The following is a 13,443-nucleotide window of genomic DNA, read 5'->3' as shown; positions in this document are numbered from 1 at the left end:
GTGGCCCTAACTCCGCAGCAGCACATGCACGTCGCCGTGCCGCTCCAAGACGTTGAGAGCGACCTCGTTGCCGATGCGGCGCAGCACGACGCTGATCCGACCGGTGCCGGGCGACAGGTTGTGCAGCGTCACCTCATCCAGGAACGCCGGCAGGGATGGTTTGTTGAAGACCACCGACCGATTGGCCACATCGAAGGTGATGCCGAGGCTTGCCTGCATCAGGGCCGGAAGGGTGCTGGCCGCCCAGGCCTGGGGCGAGCAGGCGACGGGATAGAAGGTCGGCCCCTGCGCGCGGCGGCGCGCAAAGCCACAAAACAATTCCGGCAGCCGGCGCAGCTCGATTGCATGCGCGGCGTCGAAGATGCCGCCGAAGATCTTCGCCACCGCATCGGTATGGCCATACCGCGCGAGGCCCATGCCGATCAGGGCATTATCATGCGGCCAGACGGAACCATTGTGATAGGCCATGGGATTGTACCGCGCTTCGGAGGAGGCGATGGTGCGAATGCCCCAACCGGTGAAGAACTGGCTCGACATAAAGCCTTGCGCCATGATCGCCGCACGCTCGGCCGAGACGATGCCGCTCAGCATCAGGTGCCCGGCATTCGATGACCGCACGCGGCAGGGCTTCTTTTCACCGTCGAGCGCGAGGGCATAGGTGCCGATCTCCTCGCACCAATAGGCCGCCTCGAACGCGACGCGCAGTGCTTCGGCTTTCGTCTCCTGCGCGGCGGCGAGATCCTCATGACCCAACCGGCGGCCGATCATCCCCATCGCTTTCCGTGCGGCATAGACATAGCCTTGGACTTCGCACAGGGCGATGGCGCCTTTGGCGAGCGCGCCATCGGCATGGAAAACGCTATCCCAGCTATCCTTCCAGCCCTGGTTGGCGAGGCCGTTCTCCGTCGCGCGATAGTATTCGACGAAGCCATCGCCATCACGGTCGCCGTATCGCTCGATCCAGTCGAGGGCCGCGACGAAATGCGGCCACAGCAGCCGCGCCGTCTCGTCATCCTGCGTGCGCTCGACATAGGCGCCGGCGAGCATGAGGAACAACGGCGTGCTGTCCACGCTGCCGTAATAGTGGCGGAAGGGCACTTCCCCCAGCATCGCCATCTCACCCTGCCGCACCTCATGCAGGATCTTGCCCGGCTCGGCATCGGCGGCCGCATCCACCGTCGTCGCCTGGTTTTCGGCGAGATAGCCGAGCACGCCACGGGCGATCAGCGGATCGAGCCACAGCGTATGCAGGGCGGTGATCAAAGCGTCGCGACCGAAAGGCGCGCTGAACCAGGGAATGCCGGCATAGGGATAGAGACCGGTCGGTTTTTCGGTGATGAGCATATAAAGATCCGCGATCGCGCGGCGGATCGCCTCGTTGAACACCTCATTGGAACTGGCGATCGCCGCCGCCCGTGCGGAGCGTGACCGCATCCAGCGGCGCGTCTCCACCATCGAGACGAGGAAGTTTTCCCGCACGTCGCGCGTCGGCACAACGTCGCAGGCGATTTCGAGGAAGATGAGCGTTCGCTCGCGCGGGCCGATGGTGAGGTCGAACATCGCCCGATTGGCGTCGAGTTCGGTCGGCTGCGGGTAAAAGCGCAGGTGTGTGGAGCGGCGGATGTGATCGAGCCCCAGGTAATGGAGGCTGACGGAATTGGCGGTGACCTCGCTCGGCTCCCGGGTGCCGCGATGGGCGCGCGGCGTACCACGCACCTCGAACAGGTCCACGAAGTCGGAATCGAAGCGGAGTTCGATTTGCAGCCGCTGCGGCTCGGTCGAGAAATTGCGCACCTGCATACGCTCGAAGCAGGTGGCGTTGATCATGAAGCGGGAGCGGCGGATGTGGATAACGTCGTGTTCCAGCAAGACCTTGCCGTCCAGCGACATGTCCGGGTTCGTCAGGTCGCAGGTCAGCGCGCCGTTATCGTCCCGCAGTGTCGAGCTGAGCAGGATGGGCCGGCCGCCGCCGATACGCAGGTCGAACAGCGACAGGTAGCGGGTGTCGCGGTTGTACAGACCCTCGGTGCCACCGTCGCAGGGGTTGATACTGCCGGTAAGGTCGAAGACGCCGAACATGTCGGCGTTCTTCAGGGTACGAAACTGGCGTTCCTGAAGGGAAATGGTTGCCGACACCGCATAGGGCGGCGCACTGGGCGGGGCGGTGGTATGGGGCGAAACGGGCGCGGCGGTCTGAACGGTCACGGCCTTCCTTTCGGGCGGGGAGGGTGCGCCCCTAAGGTGCACCGGCCGCCGCTCCGCGCAAGGCCGCAACGCATCGCCGGCTCACGCGGCCGCCTCGTCAGCCCCTTATTCACCGTCACCCGCGCACTTGATGCGCGGGCCTACCCGTTGTTGCGCCAAGAGGGCGCTTGGGCGCCGCAGCGGGTAGGTCCCCGGGTCAAGCCCGGGGATGACGAAGGAATAAATCAATTCATCGACGCGACTTCGCGCCACAGGTCGATGCCGCCTTCTTGGGCGTGACGGTCGATCGCGGCGAGTTCGTCAGGGCTGAACTGAGTGTTCTTGGCGGCGTCCAGGGCATTGTCGAGCTGCGCGACGGTGCGCGCCCCGATCAGGGCCGAGGTCACCGCCGGACCGCGCAGCACCCAGGCGATCGCCATCTGCGCCAGGGTTTGGCCACGGCTTTTGGCGACATCGCTCAGGCCACGCACGCGGGCGATGTTCTCCTCCGTCAGCAATTCCTTGCTGAAGGAACTGCCCTTGGACGCGCGGGTGCCCTCCGGGATACCATTGAGATACTTGTCCGTGAGGAGGCCCTGCGCGAGCGGGGAGAAGGCGATGCACCCAGTGCCGATCTCGGTCAGCGTGTCGAGCAGCTCATCCTCCACCCAGCGGTTCAGCATGGAATAGGACGGCTGGTGGATCAGCAGCGGGACGCCCATGCCCTTCAGGATGTCGGAGGCGCGGCGCGTGAGTTCCGGGCTGTAGGAGGAGATGCCGACATAGAGCGCCTTGCCGGTGCGGACGAGGTGGGCGAGGGCGCCCATCGTCTCTTCCAGCGGCGTCGTCGGGTCCGGGCGGTGGGAATAGAAGATGTCGACATAATCCAAGCCCATGCGCTTGAGGCTCTGGTCGCAGCTCGCGATGAGGTATTTGCGCGAGCCGCCCATGCCGTAGGGACCGGGCCACATATCCCAGCCGGCCTTGCTGGAAACCACCAGCTCGTCGCGATGGGCACTGAAATCCTTCTTGAGGATGACGCCGAAATTCTCCTCCGCCGAGCCGTAGGGAGGGCCGTAGTTATTGGCGAGATCGAAATGCGTGACGCCACGATCGAAGGCGCGCTGGATCACGGCGCGGCCCGTCTCGAACACGTCCTTGCCGCCAAAGTTATGCCAGAGACCGAGGGAGATCGCGGGCAAGTCCAGGCCGGATCGGCCGCAGCGGCGATAGGGGATGGCCTCGTAGCGGGCCGGATCAGGCTGATAGGTCATGCGGTTTTTCCCAGTCTATTAAGCGCGTTTACGCGCGCGTCTTTTCGTCCGGGCGAAACCCTAACCGGCTCCGCGCGCCAGGGACAGGGGGGCTCTCATTGTGTGGGCAGGAGGAGCATTGTCTTTTGTCGGCGGGCCTCCGGCCAATACCCTTCGGATCGTTCCCCAGTGGGGACGCGTCGCGCGCCTCCATAAATGTCACGCGCGCCGACCTTCTGTGGCGCGTGGGGGAGAGGTATCAATATGTAAAGAACTACCAACACTTGTGAGGTCGTCATGGGCAGTTCGTCGTTGACAAAAGGAAGAGGCAAGTCGTCAAATCTGCATCCGCTCAACTTGCAAGTCATCATTGATAACTCTGTATCGCCAGATATACTCTCCCCTTACCTGTGGGCTATTGGGCTGGCAGACTTCGGCGGCGATGTTATTTGCAGTTATGTGACCGTAAAACTGCGGGAATATCGGCCAGTTAATGAGGACGGTATTCTCGTCTATCAGGGGGTTATGGTGGACCCCAGGGGCGGATCATTCACGCTGAACGGATATTGCCCAAATCACAATGTATTTTTGGGTGATCCCGCAAGCAACCATGATCCGAATGTCCTACCGTTTCACTTGCTGAAAACGTGCCGCTACGGCCGGGTTGATGGTCATCGGCTTTTGTTCAATGCCTCGCCGATTCGGTCGACAGTGACGGCGACGAGTATCGGTCCGACCAACACCATCTCGGCGGGCGCAAAGGTAGGCGGTGACATCGGGGTCGTGAACGTTGAAGGCAACAGTAGTTTTCAACGCAACTTCGGCAGCCAAAACAATGCCGACATGGTACCAGGAGAACTGGTCGGGATTTCTCTGGCTTGGACGCAGGGATGATCGGTCGTTTTCTGGCGTTCGTTGCCACCGGCAGCGTGGTCCTCGCTCTCTCCGCGCAGGCCGCGCCGGGCTTAGTGGGCCCCTCTCGGCCGCAATCGGGGCAAAGCTCTCCGGTGCCCGCGGCGCTTCTCGGCACCTGGACGATCGATGCCGTCACCGGCGACGGTCCAACGATGTTGGAGGTCGACAATCTGCACAGACTGATCGGCCGTGAAATTACGATACATCGCGATCATCTTGCCATCTGGACTGTTCTCGACGGCAAACCGGTGGGCAGCACCCAGCAGACCGCAACCTTGGCGTCCATAGTCGGGGAATCAGCGAGTGTGAGCGGCCATGATTTTCCAGATGCGCATCGGCGGCTCGATTACATCTACATCGACTTAGACCATTGCCGAAACGATGGCGTGCCGCTGAAGGATGGTCGCTGTCCCATTGTAAGCTTTGCGATCGATCCCGCCACGGGTGCCGTGATGTTCATCCCGTTTTCTTGGAGCATGGCGTATCTCAAGCGCGTCAGCGATTGACGCGCTGACGCGGCACCAGCAGCGCCGCGAGCAAAGCGCCGACCGCGAGGACGGCGGAGAGGATGAACACGCCATGCAGGGCGGCACCGAGTAGGCCGGTTAGCCGGTCGAGATCCATGGGTGAGAGCGCGGCACGTCGGGCGGGGCTGACCAGGGCGCGCAACGCGTCATGGGTGCCGGCACCGGCGAGGCCGCTGTTCAAGACTCCGCCAAAGGCCGCTGCCCCCAACGCCTGGCCGATCAACCGGCTGAAATAGAAGAGCGCGGTGGCGCGGCCGCGATCGACATGAGCGACGCCGGACTGAACCGCGATCGTGAAAACAAGGCTGGTGAGACCCATGCCGGCGCCGAGAGGCACGCAGACAACGTAGAGCAGCATCAGGCCCTGCCCCCGGCTCACGAACAGTAGGCCGATGCTGGCAGCGACCATGACCAACCCGGCCCCGATCGCAATCACGCGGTCCCGGCTGCGGCCGACAGCGCGGCCGATGGTCATGGTCGCGGCCGTCCAGGCCACCGTCAGCACTCCGAGGACGATGCCGGATTGCAGCGCCGAGCCACCCTCCACCCCCTGAACCCAGGCGGGCAGGAAGGCTGTCAGGCCGATCAGGATACCGCCGGCGAGCAAAGCGGAGGCCTGGGCCGCCAGGATCACGGGCCGGGTCATGAGATGCAGGGGCAGCATCGGATGGAGCAACTGCCGCTCGCGCAGCGCGAAGCCGGCCAGGGCGAAGAGCGTGATGATCAGTAAGACCGCGAGTTCCCAAGCCAAAAGGGTCTCGAATTGGACCAGCGCCACCATCATCGCCCCGATGCCGAGGATCAGCAGGCCGGCGCCCAGCAGATCGATCGGCGCGCCACTTTTGCCGCTGGCGGGCTCATGCAGGAACCGGATCACCATGATCATCGTGATGATGCCGATCGGGAGATTGACCCAGAACACGAAGGGCCAGCCGAGGGTATTGACGAAAAAGGCGCCGAGCAGCGGCCCGGCCAGGGCGGCAATGCCCCAGATGCCGCTGCCATAGCCCATGATCCGGGCGCGATCTTCCGGCTTGCAGACATCCCCGATGATCGTCGTCGCGAGGGGTGCCAGCGCGCCGCCACCGATCCCCTGTATGGCGCGGAACAGGATGAGCGATTCCATGCTCCAAGATAGGCCGCATAGGAGCGAGCCCAGCAGGAACAGCGCGGTACTCCACAGATAGACGGTCTTCCGCCCAAAACTATCTGCAAGCCGGCCATAGAGCGGTGTCATCACCGCCTGGGTCAGCAGATAGATGCCGAAGGTCCAGGAAAACAGGCTGAAGCCGCCGAGCTTGGCGACGATGGTCGGCATGGCGATGCTGATCACCGTGACCTCGACGGCCGCCATGAAGGTGGAGATCAGCATGGCCGCCACGATCAGCTTCGGGCGGGTCTTGCGCCCGGTCATGGTCACGGCGACGGCGCGGGTGCTTCGCCTGAAGAGTGCGGCGCCGACAGACGATCCATCAGGGCGAGCATGACACAGGAGAAAACGAAGACCATGTGGATACCGATCGCGAAATAAAGCTCCCGATCGGTATGGGTGGTCACGTCCAGGAAGAGTTCGAGAAGTTGGATGGCGGTAATGGCGACGATTGAGCCCATCAGCTTCAGCTTGATATCGCTGAAATCGACATGCTCCATCCAACTCGGTCGCTCGGGGTCATTCTCGGCATAGATGCGCGAGACGTAATTTTCGTAGCCGGAAAAGACCACCATGATGATGAGGTTGCCCATCAGCGACAGCTCCACTAGCGACAAGACGCCGACGATGACTTCGTTGGTTGACTGGGTCTGCGCGGTCCAGAAAAGCCCGAACAGCTTAGTAAAGAACCGCAGCAGGATGAGCAGGAAGCTGACGATGAGGCCGAGATAGAGCGGTGCCATCATCCAGCGACTGGCAAGGATGAGTCGGGCGGGCAGGTGCCTCATCCCGCGCTCGGTATTGGACATCTACGTGGTTCCGTCCTGCTGTAGGAAATCGTGGCTTTCGCGGGCGGCCTCGGCGAGGCCGACCCGGCGCACTTCGACCCCGGCCGGAAAAGCCGAGAGCAGCCGGGTCGGCGTTCGCCGGTCCAGCAGCACGAAGACGCCGCGGTCATCTACCCGACGGATGAGGCGGCCGAAAGCCTGCCGCAGGCGCAGGCGCGCGATCCGGTCGTCATATTCCTTGGGCGCGGCGCCGGAGAGGTGGATGCGACGCTCCCGATGCAGAATGTCCGGGCGCGGCCATGGCACGCGCTCGAACACCACCAGCCGCAGGGCGCGACCTGGGACATCGACGCCGTCACGCATCGCATCTGTGCCGAGCAGGCAGGCATTTTCCTCGGCCCGGAAGATATCCACCAGCGTGGCGTTGTTCATGGCGTCGATATGCTGGCCGTAGAGCGGGATGCCCGCCTGTTCCAGGGCTGGCGCGATGCGACGATGAACCGAACGCAGCCTGCCGATGGCGGTGAACAGACCCAATCCGCCGCCGCCGGAGGCGAGGAACAGCGTGCGATAGGCCGCCGCCAGGGCCGCCGGATCCTGGCCATCGACATCCGTGACGACAAAGGCGCGTGTGCGGGCGGCATAGTCGAAGGGGCTCGGCAGGCTGGCGCGAATGGCCGGCAGCGGCAGGTGATTGGCGCCGACACGGGCTTCCGCCGCTTCCCAGGAATGCTCTGGGTCCTCGTCTCCGCCATCCCGCAAGGTGGCGGAAGTGACGAGCACGCCATGCGACGGCGCCGCGAGAACGAGCGAGAAGGGGATCGTGGGGTCGAGCCAATGGCGCAGCAGCGCCACATCCCGCAGCCCGATCTCACCGCGATCGAGCCGGAGGAACTGGATATGGCTGGGATAGGCACCGGCGGCGGGCGCCGCTTCGACCATATCCGACAGCATCGCCTGCCAGGCCTTGAGCGGTTCCACCGCGCGGCGTTTGATGGAGCGGGCCATGCCCTCGATCCGGGCGCGGGTCGCCGCATCCAACTCCTCGGCTTCGTCGTCCAGCCGGGCCAGCAGGCGGTTCATCAGGGTAGTGAGCGGCTCCTCGATCCGGCTGAGCGCACGCTTGAGCATGGCGCCGGTCTCTGTAACCTCCAGCGAAACCGGATGGAGGTCGCATTCGGCGGCAAAACCGGAGCGGGCTTCATCGTCGTGCCCGCTACCGGAAAGGCGTGCCAGAACCTGGGCGCGAAGGGCGACGAAGAAGGTCTCGGACGCATTGGCGATGGCGTTCTCGGCATGGGGCTGAGGCAGCTCCTGCGACAGCCGGCTGCCCCAGCCTGGCGCGGGCAGGGCGCGTGCCGCGTTTAACGCCGCTTCGAGGGGGGAGATGAGGTCCGGCCGATCCACGACCAAATTGCCGATGCGGGTCTGGATGCCCTTGCCGCGCGACCGCGCACCCTCGGCGCCGAGCAGCCAGCGTCGCAACTCCGCCGCTTCGCGGCCCGAGAGTTCGGCCGAGAAGGCGGCGTCCGCCGCATCGAACAGGTGATGGCCTTCGTCGAAGACATAGCGCGTGGGGATCTGCGCGTCATCAAGACCGCCCCAGGCAGCCTGGGTCAGCACCAAGGCGTGGTTGGCGACGACGAGGTCGGCCTCCCGCGCGCGGCGGATGCCGTGCTCCACGAAGCAGCGCTTCCAATGGGTGCAGGCGGCATAGATGCATTCGCCGCGCCGGTCGCCCAGGCTGGTGACCAGAACGGCGCCGAACAGCTCAATGAACCAGCCGGGAAGATCGCCGCCGAGGATATCTCCGTCCGTCGTCAGCGCTGCCCAGCGGGCGATGAGGCCGAGGGGAATGACCAGCGCCGGGTTCAAGCCGCTCAGCGCGGCCGTCACCGCATCTTCCATGTTCAGCAGGCAGAGATAGTTTTCCCGCCCTTTGCGCAGGACGACGCGGCGGCGGCGCTCAACGGGATCGGGGAACAGCCGCTCCAGCTCCGTCTCCACTTGGCGTTGCAGATGGCGGGTGAAGGTGCTGATCCAGACCGGGGCATGATTGCGCTCGGCCCAAAGGCTGGCGGGTGCGACATAGCCCAGCGTCTTGCCGGTGCCGGTGCCGGCTTCCGCCAGCACCATATGCGGCGAACCCTCTGTCACCCGGGGTGCGAAGGCCGCGGCGGCGGCCGAGGCGTAATCCGATTGGCCCTGGCGCTGTTCAGCCTGCGGCCCGACCAATTGCACGAGACGCGCACGGGCCTCGGACGAGGAAACGGCGAGCGAGGAGGGTGGTGGCGGTGGCGCCTGCTCCTCCCATTCCGGCAGTCGCCGCCAGACGCGAAGCGCGGCACCCTCCGCACCGGGCGACACATTGGCGAGTGCCAAGGCTTCGGCGATGATCGGTCCCCAAGACCAGCCGGCCTTGCCCATGCGGGTGGCCAGGGCGCCAGCGTCCTTGTTGTTCGTCATGGCGGCGTCCTGCTGCAGCCTGCGGAGCAGCGCGACAGCGATCGCGGGCAACAAAGCCGCCGCGTTTTCCAGGCCGCTGGCCGGCACCGGCAGGCCGAGTGCCTGGGCCAATCCCCGCGCTGTCGGCACGGCGGCCTGCGTGGGCAGGACGAAGGCAAACAATTCAAGCAGGTCGTAGGCGGGTGATGCCGCCGACCCCAGCCGCCGCCAGGTCGCGGGGGCATGGACCAGTAGCGGCGGCCCGAGGACGGCAAGACGCTCGATCGCTTCGGTGGGTGTGAGGGACAGCATTTCGCCGTCGGCCGTCATCAGGACGGCGATGCCGGCGCCGGTGACCAGCGCGGACCACTCGGGCAAGGCGATGGCGGCGGAGTCGTGGGACGCACTCATACCGCAACCGTCATTGACCGCAATTCATGCCTTTTCTAGTGGTCGTCCTATGAACCAGCTAGCACGGAACGCGCCCGCGCCTAAAATCTGGCCTTTTGAGGAGGCGGCGAAGGTCGTCGCCCGGATGGAGGCGAGCGGCAAAGGCACGGCGCTGTTCGAAACCGGTTATGGCCCATCCGGCCTGCCGCATATTGGCACCTTCGGCGAGGTCGCGCGCACCACCTGGGTGCGACAGGCTTTTACCGCCCTGACAGGTCTGCCGTCCCGCCTGATCGCCTTTTCGGACGACATGGACGGGATGCGCAAGGTGCCGGACAATGTGCCCCAGCGCGAGATGCTGATGGAGTTCCTCGGCCGCCCGCTGACGGATGTGCCCGATCCCTTCGGCACCCATGCGAGTTTTGGCGCCCATAACAACGCCCGGCTGCGCGCCTTCCTTGACGGGTTCGGCTTCGATTACGAGTTCATTTCCGCGACCGAGGCCTATCGCTCCGGCAGCTTCGACACCGCTCTGCTACAGGCGCTGCGGCATCATGACGCGATCGTCGACGTCGTGCTGCCGACGCTGGGGCCGGACCGCCGCGCCACCTATTCGCCCATCCTGCCGGTTCATCCCAAGACCGGCATCGTCATGCAGGTCTTGATCGAAAAGCGCGACCCGGATGCCGGCACGGTGAGTTGGCGCGATCCGGAAGACGGCGTGTGGTACGAAACGCTGGTGACCGGCGGTCACGCCAAGATGCAGTGGAAGGCCGATTGGGCGATGCGGTGGCATGCCCTGGGCGTCGACTACGAAATGGCTGGGAAGGATCATATCGAGGGCATCAAGCTCTCGGGCCGGATCTGCCAGATCCTCGGCAGCCCGCCGCCTGCCGGCTTCAACTACGAGTTGTTCCTGGACGATAAGGGCCAGAAGATCAGCAAGTCCAAGGGCAATGGGTTGTCGATCGACGAGTGGCTGACCTATGCCCCGGCCGAGAGCCTGTCGCTGTTCATGTACAACCAGCCGCAGCGCGCCAAGCGGCTGTTCTTCGATGTCATTCCGCGCGCGGTGGATGACTATCTTGCCCATGTCGCCAAGGCGAAGCGGGACGAAGCGCCGGACGTGTCAAACCCGGCCTGGTTCATCCATGGTGGCGCCGTGCCTGCGGATGCCGGCAGCCCGATCAGCTTCGGCATGTTGCTCAACCTGGCGAGCGTCGTGAATGCCGAGACGCCAGACATGCTCTGGGGCTTTATCCGGCGCTATTCACCGGACCTGACGCCCGAGACGGCGCCGTTTCTGGCCCAGCTCGTCGGCTACGCCGTGGTCTATTACCAGGACTTCGTGCGGCCGAAGAAGGAGTTCCGCGCGGCCACAGAAGTCGAGCGGTCGGCCTTGTCGGACCTCGCCGAGACCTTGCGCGGCATGGTGCCTGGGACGGATGCCGAGACGATCCAGACGGCAGTCTATGAGGTCGGCAAACGGCATCCATTCCCGGAGCTGAAGGCCTGGTTCGGGTGTTTGTACCAGGTGCTTCTCGGCCAGACCGAGGGGCCGCGCTTCGGCGGTTTCGTGGCGCTTTACGGCGTGGCGGAGACGGTGACGTTGATCGAAGGGGCTTTGGCAAGGGCGGCGTAGGCGACGCTCTCGCCTTACGTCAGCTGAAGGTGGCGCGTCGGCTCTGGGACGGGTCGACCCAAGTTCTGTGCGGCTTCGATCCAGCAGATGATCGCGTCCGCCACGTTCGCTGCTGCCTCGGCATAGCTCTCGCCGTCGGAGATGCATCCAGGCAGATCTGGGACGTAAGCCAGGAAGCCTGATCCGTCCTCTGGCGCCATCGGCTCGATGATGACGGAGTATTCATGGATCGCCATGAAGGTCATGTACCTCGTCGATGAACCGGACTACAAGCCTGATGTAGATCGGTTTGATGGGCCGTCTGAAAGGAACAGTAACAATCCGCGCCATGCTCGGATGCGACACCTTGTAGTGGCTGCCGCCACCGGTCGGCGGATCGAAGAATGCCAGCAAGTCGGCAGATCCTAATAACATCGTGGATGGTCCAGTTTCCCTGGGCATGTCTTCGCAAGTCGGCGAGTGTGGCAACCATCTAAGCCGCTCCGGCGGGTGGATGATTAAATCGAAGTCGTGACAAAATGATCTGTCGCCGCTGACGTCAAGGCATCGGGTGCCATGCCGGCGTCTTGCGAGCGGCCTGTTGTGCCCCAACATTCTCCTCCTGTTGGGGCTTTGGGCCCCGCCTTTACGGGAGTTAGCTCGATGAAAACCCTCTCTCTGCGCGCGATTGCCATGGGCCTCATGCTCGGCGCGGCATCGCTTTCACTGTCGGCCTGCGGCCGGTCGCCGGGAATGCGCGCTCTTACGGGCGGCGCGATTGGCGCCGGCGCCGGTGCCGCCGTGGGTGCCGCAGCCGGCGGCAACGCCGGCACGGGTGCGCTTATCGGCGCCGGCGTCGGTGCGGCGGGCGGCGCGGCCACCGCACCCTAAGCGGAGGCTGCTTTTCGTCAGCGGGCAGAGCTGATGCCGTAATTCCGGGCGCGCATGCGGGCGCAGTCTATGCGACAGAGGCATATGACTGTGTCTCGCTGGCTCCCGGCCCTGCTCGGCTTCATGACCGCCGTCGGCTCCGTGTCGATCGACATGTATCTGCCTGCCTTCCCGCAGATCGCCCATGAACTGGGCAATATCCAGGGCGGCGCGCAGATCACCCTGGCGACCTTCTTCGTGGGTCTCGCGATCGGCCAGATGGTCTTCGGACCCATCGCCGATCGCATGGGCCGCAAGGTGCCACTGATCATCGGCATGAGCGTCTACACCTTGGCGACCATTGGCTGCGCGCTGTCGACCGACCTTGTCTCCTTCTCGGTCTTCCGGTTCATCGCGGCCTTGGGCGGCGCCGTGAGCATCGTCGTGCCGCGTGCGGTGGTGCGCGATCTTGCAACCGGCCAGGCCGCCGCGCGGATCCTGGCGCAACTGATGCTCGTCATGGGTCTCTCGCCCATTCTGGCGCCGGCGCTCGGCGGCGTTATCCTGCAATGGACCGGCTGGCGGTCCATCTTCTGGTTCCAGGCCGGCTACGGCGTCATCAACCTGGTGCTGGTCTGGTTCTTCCTGCCCGACACGCTGCCGAAGGAGAGGCGGGTTCGCCACAGCTTCATCAGCGTCATCCAGCGCTATATGCAGATCGGTCGTGACCGGACATTTCTGCCGAGTGCGCTGGTGGTGGGGTTCGCGAGCTGGACGCTGTTCGCCTATCTCAGTGGGTCGCCGCAGGTCTTCATCACGGGCTTCCACGTCAGCCCGGTGGTCTATGGCATGATCTTCGGCCTCAACGGCTTCGGCCTTGTCATGGGCAGCCAGTTGAACGGCCGCATCATCATGGCGCGGTTTGGCCTGGACCGTACGCTCACAGGCGCGGTGCGGGTGATGATGGCAGCGACGATCTACATCTTCGCCCTCGCCTTCATCGGCTTCGGCGGCCTCTTCGGTCTGCTCGCGGGGCTGTTCGTGGTGCTGGCCAGCCTTGGGTTCATCTTCCCGAACGGCACGGTGGCGGTGATGGCGCGCCATCACGCAAATGCCGGCATCGCCTCGGCCCTGACCGGAACCTTCCAGTTCAGCCTGGGCGCGATTGCCGGGATGTTGGTCGGTGTGCTGAGTGATGGAACGCCGCGCGCCATGGCGCTGTGCATGGTCTTTGGCGCGATCTGCACGACGGTGTTCAACCACCTGCGGCCGCGGGACGCGACCAGCTAAGGCCACTATC

12 protein-coding genes are annotated in these 13,443 nt (G+C 64.6%); 5 read left to right on the top strand and 7 right to left on the bottom strand.

The features are described 5' to 3' along the window. Nucleotides 1-6: 6 nt before the first annotated feature. Nucleotides 7-2,205, bottom strand: a complete 2,199-nt coding sequence (locus QP803_RS16680; RefSeq protein ID WP_284944598.1) for an amylo-alpha-1,6-glucosidase — start codon at nt 2,203-2,205, stop codon at nt 7-9. A 224-nt stretch (nt 2,206-2,429) separates the two neighbouring features. After that, complete coding sequence (mgrA, locus tag QP803_RS16675; protein WP_284944597.1) at nt 2,430-3,458, bottom strand: L-glyceraldehyde 3-phosphate reductase; 1,029 nt, start codon at nt 3,456-3,458, stop codon at nt 2,430-2,432. A 276-nt stretch (nt 3,459-3,734) separates the two neighbouring features. On the opposite strand from mgrA, the gene QP803_RS16670 reads away from it, so the two are divergent. Further along, nucleotides 3,735-4,331 (top strand): hypothetical protein, encoded by a 597-nt coding sequence (locus tag QP803_RS16670; RefSeq protein ID WP_284944596.1) that lies wholly within the window; start codon nt 3,735-3,737, stop codon nt 4,329-4,331. Beyond that, nucleotides 4,328-4,858 carry a hypothetical protein gene (locus QP803_RS16665; protein WP_284944595.1) on the top strand — a complete coding sequence of 177 codons (531 nt, stop codon included), beginning with the start codon at nt 4,328-4,330 and terminating at the stop codon, nt 4,856-4,858. Before QP803_RS16670 ends, QP803_RS16665 begins: the two co-directional genes overlap by 4 nt. Here QP803_RS16665 and QP803_RS16660 read toward each other — a convergent pair. Genes QP803_RS16660 through QP803_RS16650 form a run of 3 tightly spaced genes read right to left on the bottom strand, consistent with a single transcriptional unit; the run spans nt 4,848 to nt 9,673 of the window. Further along, a complete protein-coding gene (locus QP803_RS16660; RefSeq protein WP_284944594.1) occupies nt 4,848-6,293 on the bottom strand; it encodes an MFS transporter in 1,446 nt (481 codons plus the stop codon). The genes QP803_RS16665 and QP803_RS16660 overlap by 11 nt on opposite strands. 2 nt (nt 6,294-6,295) lie before the next feature. Beyond that, nucleotides 6,296-6,838, bottom strand: coding sequence for a TIGR00645 family protein (locus tag QP803_RS16655; RefSeq protein WP_284944593.1), 543 nt, complete (start codon nt 6,836-6,838; stop codon nt 6,296-6,298). Further along, the gene (locus QP803_RS16650; protein ID WP_434082861.1) at nt 6,839-9,673 is read right to left on the bottom strand and encodes an ATP-dependent DNA helicase; all 2,835 of its coding nucleotides are present in this window, start codon (nt 9,671-9,673) and stop codon (nt 6,839-6,841) included. Nucleotides 9,674-9,722: 49 nt separating this feature from the next. On the opposite strand from QP803_RS16650, the gene QP803_RS16645 reads away from it, so the two are divergent. Beyond that, nucleotides 9,723-11,294 (top strand): lysine--tRNA ligase, encoded by a 1,572-nt coding sequence (locus tag QP803_RS16645; RefSeq protein WP_284944592.1) that lies wholly within the window; start codon nt 9,723-9,725, stop codon nt 11,292-11,294. A 14-nt stretch (nt 11,295-11,308) separates the two neighbouring features. Here the strand turns inward: QP803_RS16645 and QP803_RS16640 are convergent, their stop codons facing one another. Next, nucleotides 11,309-11,530: a type II toxin-antitoxin system HicB family antitoxin gene (locus QP803_RS16640; RefSeq protein WP_284944591.1), complete on the bottom strand. Its 222-nt coding sequence runs from the start codon at nt 11,528-11,530 to the stop codon at nt 11,309-11,311. Further along, entirely contained in the window at nt 11,517-11,687 is a 171-nt protein-coding gene (locus tag QP803_RS16635) for a type II toxin-antitoxin system HicA family toxin (protein ID WP_284944590.1), read from the bottom strand. Before QP803_RS16635 ends, QP803_RS16640 begins: the two co-directional genes overlap by 14 nt. Nucleotides 11,688-11,936: 249 nt before the next feature. Here QP803_RS16635 and QP803_RS16630 point away from each other — a divergent pair, with 249 nt between their 5' ends. Both QP803_RS16630 and QP803_RS16625 read left to right on the top strand, forming a co-directional pair. Then, nucleotides 11,937-12,164: a YMGG-like glycine zipper-containing protein gene (locus tag QP803_RS16630; protein ID WP_284944589.1), complete on the top strand. Its 228-nt coding sequence runs from the start codon at nt 11,937-11,939 to the stop codon at nt 12,162-12,164. Nucleotides 12,165-12,254: 90 nt separating this feature from the next. Next, nucleotides 12,255-13,433, top strand: a complete 1,179-nt coding sequence (locus QP803_RS16625) for a multidrug effflux MFS transporter (RefSeq protein WP_284944588.1) — start codon at nt 12,255-12,257, stop codon at nt 13,431-13,433. Nucleotides 13,434-13,443: the final 10 nt, after the last annotated feature.

Origin of the sequence: Acidisoma sp. PAMC 29798 (genome assembly GCF_030252425.1) — a bacterium.
GTDB classification, from domain to species: Bacteria; Pseudomonadota; Alphaproteobacteria; order Acetobacterales; family Acetobacteraceae; genus Acidisoma; species Acidisoma cladoniae.
This window is presented reverse-complemented; position numbering and strand designations above follow the sequence as displayed.